This is a genomic window from Planosporangium spinosum (genome assembly GCF_049999945.1).
In the GTDB taxonomy this organism is placed as follows: Bacteria; Actinomycetota; Actinomycetes; order Mycobacteriales; family Micromonosporaceae; genus Planosporangium; species Planosporangium spinosum.
On sequence record NZ_JBLYUB010000001.1, the window covers coordinates 61,014 to 76,597 of the forward strand.

General features: G+C 68.4%; 10 protein-coding genes. 4 read left to right on the forward strand and 6 right to left on the reverse strand.

Features of this window, described 5'->3' with window-relative positions; all coding sequences use genetic code 11:
- Positions 1-113: 113 nt before the first annotated feature.
- The 5 genes from ACNTMW_RS00265 to ACNTMW_RS00285 all read right to left on the reverse strand — a co-directional run bounded on the left by ACNTMW_RS00265 (position 114) and on the right by ACNTMW_RS00285 (position 6,171).
- Entirely contained in the window at positions 114-1,538 is a 1,425-nt protein-coding gene (locus tag ACNTMW_RS00265) for a GH1 family beta-glucosidase (protein ID WP_426631233.1), read from the reverse strand.
- Positions 1,535-2,377 carry a carbohydrate ABC transporter permease gene (locus ACNTMW_RS00270; protein WP_426631234.1) on the reverse strand — a complete coding sequence of 281 codons (843 nt, stop codon included), beginning with the start codon at positions 2,375-2,377 and terminating at the stop codon, positions 1,535-1,537. Before ACNTMW_RS00270 ends, ACNTMW_RS00265 begins: the two co-directional genes overlap by 4 nt.
- A gap of 10 nt (positions 2,378-2,387) precedes the next feature.
- A complete protein-coding gene (locus ACNTMW_RS00275) occupies positions 2,388-3,353 on the reverse strand; it encodes a carbohydrate ABC transporter permease (RefSeq protein ID WP_426631235.1) in 966 nt (321 codons plus the stop codon).
- A 107-nt stretch (positions 3,354-3,460) separates the two neighbouring features.
- Positions 3,461-4,759 (reverse strand): ABC transporter substrate-binding protein, encoded by a 1,299-nt coding sequence (locus ACNTMW_RS00280; RefSeq protein WP_426631236.1) that lies wholly within the window; start codon positions 4,757-4,759, stop codon positions 3,461-3,463.
- A 398-nt stretch (positions 4,760-5,157) separates the two neighbouring features.
- Positions 5,158-6,171 carry a LacI family DNA-binding transcriptional regulator gene (locus ACNTMW_RS00285; protein WP_426631237.1) on the reverse strand — a complete coding sequence of 338 codons (1,014 nt, stop codon included), beginning with the start codon at positions 6,169-6,171 and terminating at the stop codon, positions 5,158-5,160.
- Positions 6,172-6,380: 209 nt separating this feature from the next.
- On the opposite strand from ACNTMW_RS00285, the gene glnA reads away from it, so the two are divergent.
- The 4 genes from glnA (at position 6,381) to ACNTMW_RS00305 (ending at position 15,249) form a co-directional block, all read left to right on the forward strand.
- Positions 6,381-7,805, forward strand: a complete 1,425-nt coding sequence (gene glnA, locus ACNTMW_RS00290) for a type I glutamate--ammonia ligase (RefSeq protein WP_426631238.1) — start codon at positions 6,381-6,383, stop codon at positions 7,803-7,805.
- A gap of 586 nt (positions 7,806-8,391) precedes the next feature.
- A complete protein-coding gene (locus tag ACNTMW_RS00295; RefSeq protein WP_426631239.1) occupies positions 8,392-9,915 on the forward strand; it encodes a cellulose binding domain-containing protein in 1,524 nt (507 codons plus the stop codon).
- Positions 9,916-10,798: 883 nt separating this feature from the next.
- Positions 10,799-13,735 carry a glycoside hydrolase family 48 protein gene (locus ACNTMW_RS00300; protein ID WP_426631240.1) on the forward strand — a complete coding sequence of 979 codons (2,937 nt, stop codon included), beginning with the start codon at positions 10,799-10,801 and terminating at the stop codon, positions 13,733-13,735.
- Between the two features lie 413 nt (positions 13,736-14,148).
- Positions 14,149-15,249, forward strand: a complete 1,101-nt coding sequence (locus ACNTMW_RS00305; protein ID WP_426631712.1) for a lytic polysaccharide monooxygenase — start codon at positions 14,149-14,151, stop codon at positions 15,247-15,249.
- Positions 15,250-15,301: 52 nt separating this feature from the next.
- On the opposite strand, the gene ACNTMW_RS00310 is transcribed toward ACNTMW_RS00305, so the two are convergent.
- Positions 15,302-15,508, reverse strand: a complete 207-nt coding sequence (locus ACNTMW_RS00310; RefSeq protein ID WP_426631241.1) for an RNA-binding S4 domain-containing protein — start codon at positions 15,506-15,508, stop codon at positions 15,302-15,304.
- Positions 15,509-15,584: the final 76 nt, after the last annotated feature.

Here is a 15,584-nt window from a genome sequence, read left to right on the forward strand (position 1 = left end):
CAGGTGGGAATAATAGTGATGAACATCTATATTAGTTGGGAGCGCTCCCGCGGACCATACCAGCTCAGATAGGGCCAACCCGCGCCGTTGTGATCATCTCCGCGTCCGGCGGACTACCTCCCGGTAGCCCGCCGGATCATGTCGGCGTACCACTGCGCACTGGTCTTCGGCGTGCGCCGTTGGGTCGCGTAGTCGACGTGGACCAGACCGAACCGGCGCGAGTACCCCCAGCTCCACTCGAAGTTGTCGAACAACGACCAGGCGAAGTACCCACCCAGCGGCACGCCGTCCGCGATCGCCTCGGCGCACGCCCGCAGATGGTCGTCGAAATAGGCGACCCGGTCGGGATCGTCCACCGTCCCGTCCGGCCCCGGCTCGTCGACGAACGCCGCCCCGTTCTCGGTGACGTACAGCGGCACCGCCGGGTACTCTGCGGCCAACCGGCGCAGCACCTCCCCCAGGCCCGGCGCGTCGATCTCCCAGCCCATGTGGGTCACCGGCAGGCCGCGGTGCACGAAGGCGACGTGTTCGCTGCCCGGCCATGGAGAGTCCCCCGACGCGGCGCCGCCGCTGTGCCCGTCGAGGTTGGCGTGGCTCTCGGCCGCGGTCACCACGTACCGGGTGTAGTAGTTGACGCCCAACATCGACAGCGGGGCCGCGATGGTCGCCAGGTCGCCGTCGCGTACGTGACCGAAGTCGGTGACGCCGGCCAGATCGGCCATCACGTCGGCCGGGTAGCGCCCACGCAGCACCGGGTCGAGGAAGAACCGGTTCTGCAGCCCGTCGATACGGCGGGCGGCGTCCCGATCGGCCGCCGAGTCGGTCGCCGTGGTCATCGCGTACAGGTTCAGCGTGATCCCGACCTGGGCGTCCGGGTCGGCCGCGCGGATCGCCTGGGCGGCCAGGCCGTGACCGAGCAGCAGATGGTGGGCGGCCACCACGCCGGCGGCGCGCTCCCGGCGGCCCGGCGCGTGCACCCCGGCCGTGTACCCGAGGAACGCCGAGCACCAGGGCTCGTTCATCGTCGTCCAGTGCCTGACCCGGTCGCCGAGCGCGCCGTGCACGATCTGGGCGTACTCGGCGAAACGGGCGGCCGTGTCCCGCGCCGGCCAGCCACCCGCGTCCTCGAGCTCCTGTGGCAGGTCCCAGTGGTACAGCGTCAACCACGGCTCGATGTCGTGCGCCAGCAAATCGTCGACGAGCCGCTGGTAGAAGTCCAGGCCGGCACGGTTGGCCGACCCCCGACCGGTCGGCTGGACCCGCGGCCAGGAGACCGAGAACCGGTAGGCGGTCAGGCCGAGAGCGGCCATCAGCGCGACGTCCTCGCGGTAGCGGTGGTAGTGGTCGATCGCGTCGTCGCCGGTGTCACCGCCCAGCACAAGGCCCGGGGTGTGGGAGAAGGTGTCCCAGATGGACGGGCCTCGGCCGTCGATCCGGGCAGCGCCTTCGACCTGGTACGCGGCGGTGGCCGCACCCCAGCGGAAGTCGGACGGGAATCGCAACGTGGTGTCCTGTTCGGACTGCGGGTAAGCGGTCACGACTTCACTGCACCTTCCATGATGCCGCTGATGATCTGGCGGCCGAATACGATGAAGACAACCAACAGCGGCAACGTCGCGATCGCCGTACCGGCGAACACCTGCGCGTAGTCGGTGTAGTAGGCCGTGGCGAGCAGGCTCAGCGACAACTGCACCGTCGGTGTGTCCTGGTTGAGCAGGGTGAACGGAATGAGGAACTCGTTCCAGTTCTGCATGAACGTCAGCAGGCCGAGAACGGCCGCGGCCGGCCGCAGGACCGGCATCACCACGCTCCAGTAGATGCGGAACGTCGAGGACCCGTCGACGCGGGCCGCCTCGATCAGCTCGTCGGAGATGGCCTGCCCGGCGTACTGGCGCATCATGAACACGCCGAACCCGGTGACCATGAACGGCACGATGACCGACTTGAGCTCGCCGTTCCAGCCGAACTTGACCATCATCATGTACAGCGGGATCAGTCCGAGCTGGACCGGCACCATCATGGTACCAATGATGATCATAAGCATGGCGTTGCGCCCGCGGAACTTCAGCTTGGCGAAAGCGAACCCGGCCAGCGACGAGAAGAACACCACCGACACGGTGACCGCGCCGGCGACGATGATCGAGTTCATCAGTCCGTAGAGGAAAGCCGCGTGGTCGTTGGCGAAGACCCGCCCGGTGTTGGCGCCGAAGTTGGCTCCGGGCAGCAGGTGCGGCGGTACGTCGTTGATGCTGTCGTTGGTACGCGTCGCGATCGTGAACATCCAGTAGATCGGGAAAACCGACAGGGCGAGCGCCATCACCAACGCGAGGTAGGTGAGTGGACTGGTCTGCCACAGCCGACGCGATCGGGAAATCATCACTGTCTCCTCACCGCGCCGTGCGCCGCACGATCAGATAGTTGACGACACAGACCACCGCGATCAGCAGGAACAGCAGCCAGGCGATCGCCGCTCCGTACCCGTAGTGGAATCGCTGGAAGGCGTTCTCGTACATGTACATGGTGACCGTCTGGAACTGCCGCTGCGAGCCGCCCTGCATCCTGCCGTACCCGAACAGCAGTGGTTCGGTGAACAGCTGCAATCCCCCGATTGTCGAGATGATCACGGCGAAGATGATGGTCGGTCTCAGCATCGGTACGGTGATGCTCCAGAACTGCCGCATCCGCGACGCGCCGTCGATCGCCGCCGCCTCGTAGAGGTCACGCGGGATCGCCTGCATAGCGGCCAGGAAGATCAGCGCGTTGTAGCCGGTCCACCGCCAGTCGACCATGGTGGAGATCGCGATCCACGACGACCACTTGTCGGCCTGCCAGTCGGTCCTACCGACGCCGAAGAAGTGCAGGACGTAGTTCACCATGCCGAAGTCGCGGGCGAACATCTGCCCGAACACGATCGCGACCGCGGCCACCGAGGTGATGTTCGGCACCAGCACACCCATCCGGAACACGGTGCGGCCGCGCAGGTTCCGGTTGAGGATGTTGGCCAGCAGCAGTGCGAGCACCATCTGGGGCACCGTCGCCACGACGAAGATGCCTATCGTGTTGACGACGGAGTTCCAGAAGTCGTCGTCGACGATGAGGTCGCCGTAGTTCCTGAGCCCCACGAACGTGTGGTCGCCGATCAGGTTCCAGTCGTGCAGCGACACCCACGCGTTGTACAGGAGCGGGTAGGCGCCGAACACCCCGAACACCACGAAGAACGGCGCGACGTACAGGTACGGCGAGTACTTCACGTCCCAGCGGGTCAGCCGGTACCGCGACCGGCGGTGGGACACGGTCGAGACGCGTACCCGGGTGGCCGGAGGCCCGACCGGCGGGGCGGTCCGAATACTCATGCGGGTTTCCTTCCAGCTGCGGCGCAGTGCCCGGCGGCAGAGTGCGCCGGTGGCACCGAGCTCGACTCAGGTACCACCGGCGTGCCTACTGCCTCGGACTCTGGCGGCTACTTGGCTTCCTTCTTCGCCGCTTCCTGGGCGTTCTTCCACGCCTCGTCGGGCGTGGCCTTGCCCTGCTCCACGCTCTGGATCGCGGGCTCGAAGGCGTGCTCCTTGATCGCCTGGTGACGCGGGCCGAGGTGAATCTGCTGGAGGGACTTGGCGCCGGTCGCGTAGATCTGGCCGACGGGGGCGTTGTTGAAGTACGGGTCGGTCTTGCCCGTGACGGCCGAGTCGTCGAGCGCCGCCAGGTTGGTCGGCAGCGGGCCCTTGGCGTTGAACGCCGCGATCTGGCCTTCCTTGCTGGTCAGGAACTTGGCCAGCTCGTACGCCTCCTTGGGGTGCTTGCTCTGCTTCGTCACCGCCAGCCACGAGCCGCCCCAGTTGCCACCGCCGCCGGGCACGCTGGCGACGTCCCACTTACCGGCGTTCTCCGGACCGGAGTTGGTCTGGATGATGCCGCGCATCCACGACGGGCAGAACGTCACCGCGAAGGAGCCGTTCTTGAAACCGGCGCTCCACGGGTCGCTCCAGGTCGAGATCTTCGCAGTGAGGCCCTTGTTGTCGATCGCCATGGAGGTGTCCCAGGACTTCTTCACCGTCGAGCTGGTGTCGGCGATCAGCTTGTCGCTGTCGTCGTAGAAGTTGGACGAACCGGCCTGGAAGAGGACCGCGCTGAAGGCCGTCGTGGCGGTGTCGAGGAACGCGCCGCCGGTGTTGGCGGCCTTGAACTTCTCACCGGTGGCGATGAAGTCGTCCCAGGTCTTCCACGAGCCGGAGACGGCCTGGCGGTCGGTCGGCAGTTTGGCCTTCTCGAACAGGTCACGCCGGTAGCAGACGGCGAGGCCGCCGACGTCGGTCGGCAGACCGACGATCTGGCCGTCCTTGGTCCGGGCCTGGTCGAACTTCCACTTCAGGTAGTCGGCGGACAGCCCGTCGGCGCCGTACTGCTTGAGGTCGACGAAGTTCTGCATCTGCTGCTTGAACTCGCCGATGATGCCTTCCTCGAGCGCGACGACGTCGCCCGCGCCCGATCCGGCCGCCAGGTTCTTGAGCAGGTTGGCCTTATGGTCGTCGAGCTTGTTGATGACCCGCGACTCGATCTTGATGTTGGAGTGTGTGCTCTCGTACTGCTTGTAGAGGTCTTCGTAGCCGAACTCGCCGAACGTGTCGACAACCAGCTTGATCTTGCCGCCGGAGGCTTCCGCATCGTTCTTCTTGCTGCAGCCGGCGGCCATGCCTAAGACGGTGACCGCGGCAAGGGCGACCACCGTGGCGTTACGCAGCCGGCTCGAGGGGACGTTCATCCCGGGGCCCTCTCGGGTAGGAGACAAATTTGGGAGCGCTTCCACATGGGAGCGTTTCCACATCGTTTCGCCTGCGTCATCTCCTGTCAATAGACAGGTGGCCAACCATCGATGTCGGGCCGGCGGATGCGCACGGGGCGCGGGCCGTTCACGGATCCGAATACCGCGCGTCACGGAACCGGACGTCGCGCGTCACGGATCCAAATACCGCGCGTCACGGAACCGGACGTCGCACGGCGATCGCGTGGTCGGCAGCCGCCGATTCGGCGGTGTGCCGCGACGGGCGACAGATATCGGCCGAAACGAACCGACCGCGACCCCGCGGTCGCCGGCAATCGATACTGACGACGGACCGAAAGCCGGCCCTCGCCGACCGGCCGGGCGGAACGGTTACCGGGTCACGCGGAGTCGCGCTCGACCAGGTGGGTCTCCAGGACGACCTCGTAACTGTCCAGCGTCTCGTCGCCCATCTTGGCCAGGAGCAGGCGCACCATCTCCTGCCCCATCGCCTCGATCGGCTGATACACGGTGGTCAGCTGCGGATCGGTGTGCCGGGCGATGACCGAGTCGTCGAACCCGATGACGGCGACATCGTCGGGCACCCGGCGACCGCTGTCCTTGATGACCCGCATGGCGCCGGCGGCCATGGTGTCCGAGGCGGCGAAGACCGCGTCGAGGTTGGGGTGGCGCTCCAGCAGCCACTGCATCGCCGCCGCGCCGCTCTCCTCGCTGAAGTCGCCGACCGCGACCGGGCCGCCGCCGAGCACGTCACGGTACCCGTCGAGCCGGTCCATCCCCACCGCCATGTCGAGCGGTCCCGCGATCGTGGCGATCCGTTCCCGGCCGCGCTCGACCAGGTAGGACACCGCCTTGCGGGCACCACCGCGGTTGTCGGCGTCGACGTAGCACGCCGGCCCGGGATGGGTCGGGCGGCTGACCCGGACCGTCGCCACGCCGCGCTCCTCCAGCCGTACCGGGAGCAGGTCGTCCCCGCCGTGCAGGGACAGCAGCAGCGCGCCATCGACGTGCTGGCGGGTCAGGTACCCCTCCAGGCGGTGCCGCTCTTCCGGCGACTGGGCGATCATCAGCAGCATCTGCAGGTCGCTGCCGGCCAGCCCACCGGCGATGGCCTGCACCATGCGGCCGAAGAACGGCTCGCTGAAGAACCGCTCTCCCGGCTCCGGCACCACCAGGGCGATCGAGTCGGTCCGCTGCGTCACGAGCGCCCGCGCGGCCCGGTTGGGCACGTACCCCAGCTCGGCGATGGCCTGCTCGACGGCCTGCCGGGCCCGCCTGCTGACCTGATCGGATCCGTTGACCACCCGGGATACCGTGCCGCGGCCCACCCCGGCGCGCGAAGCGACCTGATCCAGGGTCGGCCGCCCTGTCGACCGGTTGCGCTCGGACGTCATGGCGCCTCCCTTCTGATCGACAGCGTACTGTCGCCCGCCCGAGCCCGGTGGACGCGTCCCCGACCGGTACCCGCACGGCGCGAAACAGGCCCGAAACCGGCGGGACACGCGCGGGCAACGCCGCGGCCGTAGCGTCACCGCTGACGGGGCCTGTACCCCGCCACGAGCCGACCAGTTGCTGCCATCGCGTGCCAACTCCGGGAGGACGTGTGTTCGCCAATCCTGCCGAATTCCTGCGCTACCTCGACAGCGAGGATGTCCGTTTCGTCGACGTCCGCTTCTGCGACCTGCTCGGCGTCATGCAGCATTTCACGGTGCCGGCGCGGTCCTTCGACGAGAGCATGTTCAGCGACGGTGTGGCCTTCGACGGCTCGTCTATCCGCGGCTTCCAGGAGATCCACGAGTCCGACATGCTGCTGCTGCCGGATCAGGCTACCGCCTTCGTCGATCCTTTCCGCGCCGAGAAGACCGTCGCGCTGAACTTCTTCGTACACGATCCATTCACCCGCGAGCCGTACAGCCGCGACCCGCGTAACGTCGCGAAGAAGGCCGAGGCGTACCTGACGGCGACCGGCATCGCCGACACGGCGTACTTCGGCCCCGAGGCCGAGTTCTACGTCTTCGACTCAATCCGCCACAAAACAGCCACGAACGAGGCCTTCTACCACATCGACTCGGTCGAGGGCTGGTGGAACTCCGGCCGGGACGAACCGGGCGGCAACCGCGGCTACAAGACCCCGTACAAGGGCGGGTACTTCCCGGTCCCGCCGGTCGACCACTACGCCGACCTGCGCGACAAGATGGTCCGCCACCTCCTCGACGCCGGATTCACGGTGGAGAAGGCGCACCACGAGGTCGGCACCGCCGGCCAGGCGGAGATCAACTTCAACTTCGCGTCGCTGCTGCACTGCGCGGACAACCTGCAGTTGTACAAGTACATCGTGAAGAACACGGCCTGGGCGGCCGGGAAGACCGCGACGTTCATGCCCAAGCCGCTGTTCGGCGACAACGGCTCCGGCATGCACACCCACCAGAGCCTGTGGCTGAACGGCGAGCCGCTGTTCTACGACGAGACCGGGTACGCCGGGCTGTCGGACACCGCCCGCTGGTACATCGGCGGCCTGCTCCGCCACGCGCCGAGCATCTGCGCGTTCACCAACCCGACCGTCAACTCGTACCGCCGCCTGGTGCCGGGCTTCGAGGCGCCGGTCAACCTGGTGTACTCCCAACGCAACCGGTCGGCGTGCGCCCGGATCCCGGTGACCGGCACCAACCCGAAGGCCAAGCGGGTGGAGTTCCGGGTACCCGACCCGTCGGCCAACCCGTACCTGGCGTTCTCGGCCATGCTGATGGCCGGGCTCGACGGCATCAGGAGCAAGACCGAGCCGCCGGAGCCGATCGACAAGGACCTGTACGACCTGCCGCCGGACGAGTTCGCCAGCGTCAAGCAGACGCCGGGATCGCTGCCCGAGGTGCTCGACGCACTCGAGTCCGACCACGAGTACCTGCTCGACGGCGGCGTCTTCACCCCGGACCTGATCGAGACCTGGGTCTCGTGGAAGCGCGCCAATGAGATCGACCCGGTCCGACTGCGCCCGACACCGCACGAGTTCGCCCTGTACTACGACGCGTGAACGTCCCGCGCCGATTCGGCCAGGTCCGTACCCGGTACGAGGTACCCGTCCTCGACCGGCCCAGAGAACCCCGGGTGCGCGGGGACGGCACCGGGAAGCAGGGCAACTGCCCGCAGCCGCCCCGGTACGTGCACCCGTGCCGGCACCCCACAGTGGCTGAGCGCCCACACCCGCCCCCACCGAAGCGGGGTGCCCCTCCGGTGCAGGGCCACCGCTGCGGATGACCATCCGGCATAGGGCTACCGCCAGGGGCGCCCTCCGCAGGACCCCGCTCCCGGCCACAACCGAAACCGGCACCCCAGCCGGACCGACCACTACCCGGCCGACCCATCCGGATCGACCACTGCCCGGCCGGGCGAGCCGGACCGACCGCGTCCCCGCCGGGCCGACCACTGCCGACCAGGGTAAAGCCCTGCCCGCCGGGCGTTCCTGAGCGGCGACGGCGGCGCGGCCAGGTGGGTCGCGCCATGGATCCACGCCGCTCGCCACGCGCTCGGCGGCTCCCGCTTCCCCACTATTGACAACCTTGTCAGGCGCGTGACAATGGGAGCGCTTCCATCGGCTTGTGTCTATCAAAGGAGTGTCGATGAGAAAACGCTCCACCATCATCGCGGTTACATCGACCGCGGTGATGGGCCTGTCCACCGCGGTTCTCCTCCCCGCCATGGCGCAGGCCGCGACCGGTTGCACGGTGGCCTACACCGTACAGAGCCAGTGGCCCGGCGGCTTCAGCGCCAACATCAGCATCACCAACCTCGGCGACCCACTGACCAGCTGGAAACTCGAGTACGACTTCCCCGACGCCAACCAGAAAGCCGGCCAGGGCTGGAACGGCACCTTCACCCAGAGCGGCAAACACGTCACCATCACCAACACCGCCTGGAACGGCAACCTCGCCACCGGAGCCACCGTCAACCCCGGCTTCAACGGCACCTACGGCTCCACCAACCCCGCACCCACCGCCTTCACCCTCAACGGCGCCGCCTGCAACGGCGGCACCGGCCCGGGGCCCTCCCCGACGACCGCACCACCCACGACCCCACCGACCACCACGCCACCCTCCTCACCGCCGCCGACGACCCCGCCGCCCACGGGAGCCGCGCCGGCGCTGCGCGTATCCGGCAACAAGCTCGTCACGTCCAGCGGCGCCACGTACCGGTTGTACGGGGTGAACCGCTCCGGCGGTGAGTTCGCCTGCATCCAGGGCAACGGCATCTGGGACGGCCCCATGGACCAGGCCTCGGTGACGGCGATGCGCTCGTGGAAGGTCCGCGCCGTCCGCGTCCCGCTCAACGAGGAGTGCTGGCTCGGCACGGCCGACGTACCCGCGCAGTACGGCGGTACGACCTACCAGAACGCCGTCAAGTCCTATGTCAACCTGCTCGTGACGAACGGCATCACGCCCATCGTGGAGATGCACTGGAACTACGGCCAGTACACCGGGCCGTCGGCCGGCTGCTCGGACGTGAAGGCGACGTGTCAGAAGCCGATGCCGGACGCGCAGTACGCACCGGCATTCTGGACCGGCGTGGCGAACGCGTTCAAGGGTAACGACGCCGTCATCCTCGACCTGTTCAACGAGCCGTACCCGGAGCGGGCCACCGGCGACACCACCTCGGGCTGGAAGTGCTGGCGTGACGGTGGCACCTGCCCCGGCATCTCTTACCAGGTGGCCGGCTTCCAGAGACTCGTCGACACGGTACGGGCGACCGGCGCCACCAACGTCATCATGATCGGTGGCCTGGCGTACTCCAACGACCTGACCCAGTGGCTGCAGTACAAGCCGACCGACTCCCGCAACAACCTGGCCGCGTTCGCGCACATCTACAACTTCAACAGTTGCGCCAACACCTCGTGCTGGGACAGCCAGCTCGGCCCGGTCGCGGCCCAGGTACCGCTGACGCTGACCGAGATCGGCGAGAACGACTGCGCGCACAGCTTCATCGACACACTGATGAACTGGGCCGACGCGCACAGTGTCGGGTACCTCGGGTGGACCTGGAACACCTGGAACTGCTCCAGCGGCCCCTCCCTCATCTCCGGCTACAACGGCACCGCGACCGCCTTCGGCCAGGGCCTGAAAGACCGCCTGGCGAAAGTATCGTCCTGATCCACCGGTGCGCCGGCCGGCATGCCGACCGGCGCACCATCGGCCGCGTCGGTCCACCGCCCACGCCGACGCGCACCCGCCGCCCGCGACACCTCGCACCTCCCACAATCGCCCCGTGATACCACGCGCCTCGCGCGGACCCCGCTGATACCACGCGCCCGGCGACGCCATGCGCCTCCCATGATCCCGAAGACTTCGTGGGACATAGGCCCACAAACGTTTCGGGATCATGGGAGGCGCGGCGGTCCGTGTGCGGCGCTTCGGCTCTGCACATCGCGCGCGCAGAGCGGAGGCGTGCGTGGAAGCGTGTGTGGAGGTGCGGCCTGCTCGGTCGCGTTGGCGAGACGGAGGGCATGCCGTCTCGCCAACGCCTGTCCCTCGTGCGTGCGGGCTTGCAGAACGCGGACCGGGCGGCTCACCTCCTGGCGTGGGTACGGGACGCGGCGCGTCGGGCCGACGGAAGCGGTCGACGACCCGGCGCGCCGGACGGGAGCATCGACGGTGACCCGTCGGTGGGAACGCTCCCAGGTAGCTGCCTACGCTACGGCCGACCCGCCGCCCAAGGGAAGAGGTCGGGGGCTTCTGAGTTCGAGAAATTTCGATGCATCCGAAGTTAACGCCATTGATCTCTTGTTGTAATGGAAGCGCTCCCATGCCATGATGGCGGCACCTCGTGCAGCGGAGCAGGCCATACCAGCAGTCGCCGGGGGCAACCGGAAACGGCAGCGGCGACCCACACCCCCACCCGCCGTGGTGAGCACCCGACGCGGGTCACACCCCGTCACGGTCGCCCGACCCGGGCACACCCCGACGCGGGAAACCCCGAATGCCCGTCGGCGCGCACCCGCAAGCGCCGACACCGATGCCCGAGGAGTACCTCCACATGAGATTCCCATCGCTTCGCGCCAGACGGTCGCGAGGACGCCGCGCGATAGCCGCGGCCGGCGCGCTGACCCTCGGCTGCGGGCTCATCGCCGTCGCCGCTCCCCCGGCGCTGGCCGCCGCCGGCTGCAAGGTGGTCTACACCGTGCCGAGCCAGTGGCCCGGCGGCTTCACCGGTGACATCAGCATCACCAATCTCGGTGACCCCCTCACCAGTTGGAAGCTCGAGTACGACTTCCCCGACGCCGCCCAGAAGGTCAGCCAGGGCTGGAACGGCACCTTCACGCAGAGCGGCAAGCACGTCACCGTCACCAACATGAGCTGGAACGGCAACCTCGCCGCAGGAGCCACCGTCAACCCCGGCTTCAACGGCACCTTCGGCTCAGCCAACCCCGTACCCACCGCCTTCACCCTCAACGGCACCGCCTGCAACGGCTCCGCCGCGGCGCCCACGGTGCAGATCACCAGCCCGGCGGCGAACACGCGCTTCACCGCACCGGCCACGATCCCGATCGCGGCGTCAGCCAGCGCGGCTTCCGGCAACACGATCAGCAAGGTCGAGTTCTACCATGACGGCCTGCTGCTGGGCACCGACACAACGGCGCCCTACACGTACAGCTGGACCGGCGTGCCCGCCCAGACGGCCGCGTACCACCTGCAGGCGATCTCGTACGACTCGGCGGGCGTGAAGAGCAGCACCGCCGACGTACCGGTCTTCGTCGACGCCAGTACCGGACCGGCCGTGGTCACCGACACGACCGCGGTGACGCTGCAGCCGGGCGGCTCGGCGACGTTCAAGGTGTCACTGTCCAAGCAGCCGTCGGCCAACACGTCGGTCACCGTGGCCCGCACCGCGGGCGCCACCTCGCTCTCGGCGAGCCCGGCGACGCTGGCGTTCACCACGGCGAACTGGAACACCCCGCAGACGGTGACGGTCTCCGCCACGGCGGCCGCCACGGCCAACTCCTCGGCGACGTTCACGGTCAGCGGAACGGGCGTCGGCTCGGCGAACGTGACCGCGACGGTGACCTCGCCGGGCGGTGGGGACGACCGGTTCACCCAGATGTACACCATGATCAAGAGCCCGTCGAACGGGTACTTCAGCCCGGAGGGTGTGCCCTACCACTCGATCGAGACGTTCATGGTCGAGGCGCCGGACCAGGGTCACGAGACCACGTCCGAGGCGTTCAGCTACTGGCTGTGGCTGGAGGCCGAACACGGTCAGGTGACCGGCGACTGGGCTCCGTTCAACACGGCGTGGCAGACGATGGAGAAGTACATCATCCCGTCGCACGCCGACCAGCCGACGAACAGTTTCTACGGCCCGAGCAAGCCGGCGACGTACGCGCCGGAGTGGCCGCAGCCCAGCCAGTACCCGTCGGCCCTGGACACCGGCGTCACGCCGGGCCAGGACCCGATCGCGGCCGAGCTGAAGAGCGCGTACGGCACCGACGACATCTACGGCATGCACTGGCTGCTGGACGTGGACAACACGTACGGCTTCGGCCACTGCGGTGACAAGACCTCGCGGGTGGCGTACATCAACACCTACCAGCGCGGCCCGCAGGAGTCGGTGTTCGAGACCGTGCCGCAGCCCTCGTGTGACACGTTCACCTCGGGCGGTCCGAACGGGTACCTGGACCTGTTCGTCAAGGACAGTTCGTACGCCAAGCAGTGGAAGTACACCAACGCCCCGGACGCGGACGCGCGCGCCGTGCAGGCCGCGTACTGGGCGTACACCTGGGCCAACGCCCAGGGTAAGGGTTCACAGGTGTCAGGAGCGGTGGCCAACGCCGCCAAGATGGGCGACTACCTGAGGTACTCGTTCTTCGACAAGTACTTCAAGAACCCCGGCTGCACCACGCCGTCCTGCCCGGCGGGCAGCGGCAAGAGCAGCTCGAGCTACCTGCTGTCGTGGTACTACGCCTGGGGCGGCGCGATGGACAGTAGCGCCGGCTGGGCGTGGCGCATCGGCTCCAGCCACGACCACCAGGGCTACCAGAACCCGATGGCGGCGTGGGCGCTGTCCAACGTGGCCGCGCTGGCGCCGAAGTCGGCGACCGGCAAGTCCGACTGGCAGACCAGCCTGAACCGCCAGATCGAGTTCTACACGTGGCTGCAGTCCGCCGAGGGCGCGATCGCCGGTGGCGCGACGAACAGCTGGGACGGCCACTACGCCGCCCCGCCGGCCGGCACGCCGACCTTCTACGGCCTGGCGTACGACTGGCAGCCGGTCTACCACGACCCGCCGTCCAACCAGTGGTTCGGCTTCCAGGCCTGGTCGCTGGAGCGGGTGGCGGAGTACTACTACGCCAGCGGTGACGCCAAGGCCAAGGCGATCCTCGACAAGTGGACCGCCTGGGCGATGGCCAACACCACGATCAGCGCGAACGGCGACTACCAGATCCCGTCGACGCTGACCTGGTCGGGCGCGCCCGCCACGTGGAACCCGAGCAGCCCCGCGGCCAACACCGGCCTGCACGTGTCGATCAAGGACTACACCAACGACGTGGGTGTGGCCGGCTCGTACGCGAAGCTGCTCGCCTACTACGCGGCCAAGTCCGGCAACACGCAGGCCAAGACGCTCGCCAAGGGGCTGCTCGACGGCATCTGGCTGCACAAGGACAGCAAGGGCGTGTCGGTGCCGGAGACCAGGGCCGACTACAACCGGCTCGACGACCCGTACAACGCCAGCACCGGTGACGGCGTGTACATCCCGTCGGGGTGGAGCGGCAAGATGCCCAACGGCGACGTCATCAAGCCCGGTGTCTCGTTCCTGGACATCCGGTCGTTCTACAAGAACGACCCGGACTGGCCCAAGGTCCAGTCTTACCTGAACGGCGGCGCCGCGCCGGTGTTCAACTACCACCGGTTCTGGGCCCAGGTCGACGTGGCCACCGGCTTCGCCGACTTCGCCCGACTGTTCCCCAACGGCTGATCGCCGCGTAAAGCGAGGTGGGCGGGGCCGGCCGGCCCCGCCCACCGCATGATTTATATAGACCCATTCCTATTGTTGACGACCGCGGGGCGTGGCACGATACCGGTACCGGTTGCGGCGCGACCGCGGGCTTCCCGCCGCACCGGTTGCCGGTCGAGGAGCGGCGCGAGGGCTGACGGCCCTCGCCGGACGCGGCACGTACCCGATGCTGCTACCCCTGCACCCATCGACACCTGTCCTGTGCCGCAACGGCCATCGCGCGGCCGACGACGCCCCCGTCACCGTACGGCCGGAGGCGCCCCGTCACCGTACGACCGGAGGCGCCCCGTCACCGTACGGCCAGCCCGGCTCTGCGCACAGCGACACGTGGCAACGCCAAGGAGAACGTTGTGCACATCAGACGCAAGATCATTATGTTCGCCACCGCGCTCGCCCTCGCGGTGGCCGGCGGCGCGCTCGTCCTGCCCGGCGGCGCGTCCGCCCACGGCGCGATGATGAAGCCCGGCAGCCGCACCTACCTGTGCTGGCAGGACGGGCTCAGCCCGCAGGGTGGCATCGTGCCCAACAACCCGGCCTGTGCGGCCGCGGTGGCCCAGAGCGGGCCCAACTCGCTGTACAACTGGTTCGCCGTGCTGCGCTCCAACGGAGCCGGCCGGATGGCAGGGTTCATCCCCGACGGCCAGCTCTGCAGCGGCGGCACCGGCGGCCCGTACGACTTCACCGGATTCAACCTGGCCCGTAACGACTGGCCGGTGACCCACCTGACCTCGGGCGCCACCATCGAGGTCGACTACAGCAACTGGGCGGCCCACCCGGGCACGTTCTCGCTGTACATCACCAAGGACAGTTGGAGTCCCACCCGGCCGTTGGCCTGGAGCGACCTGGAGTCGACGCCGTTCGACCAGGTGACCAACCCACCAGCCATCGGCGGCCCGGGCACCAATGACGGCCACTACTACTGGAACGCCAAACTGCCGTCCGGCAAGAGCGGCCGGCACCTCATCTACTCGGTGTGGGCCCGCTCGGACAGCCAGGAGACGTTCTACGGCTGCTCGGACATCGTCTTCGACGGCGGCAACGGCCAGGTGACCGGCGTCGGTCCCGGCAGCGGTGGCCCCGGCCCGTCGCCGTCCCCGACCACCTCGCCGACCGCGCGGCCGACCACGTCGCCGACCGCGACCCCGACGAGCACGCCCACCCAGCCGGGTGGGAGCGGCTGCTCCGCCTCGTACACCGTCACCAGTTCCTGGACCGGCGGGTTCCAGGCCGACCTGACCGTCCGTAACTCCGGCTCGGCTGCCCTCAACGGCTGGACGGTGAAATGGTCGTTCCCCGGCTCCCAGACGATCGCCCAGATGTGGAACGGCAGCTACACCCAGAGCGGAGCCCAGGTGACCGTGAAGAACAGCAGCTACAACGGGTCCGTCGGGGCCGGCGCCACGACCACGTTCGGCTTCCTCGGCAGTGGCACCGCCAGTTCGAGCCTCAACAACCTGACCTGTACGAGCCCGTAACGCCCCTCCCGTGACCGGGCCCGGCCGCGTCGCGCGGCCGGACCCGGTCCGGTCAGGACACCCGGATGTCCTCGCCGTCCACCGTCACCACGTCGCCCCGGTGCAACTGTCGGCCACGGCGGGTGTCCACCTCGCCGTTGACCGTCACCTCACCGGCGGCGATGCGCTCCTTCGTCTCACCGCCGGAGTCGATGGCTCCGGCCAGCTTCAGGAACTGGCCCAACCGGATCGTGTCCTCGCGGATCGCCACGTCTCGCATCGGCCCATCATCCGCCGCGGCCGATCACCACGGCGTACCGACCCGGCCACCAGCGCGGATCGCCTGGCCTGGAGGC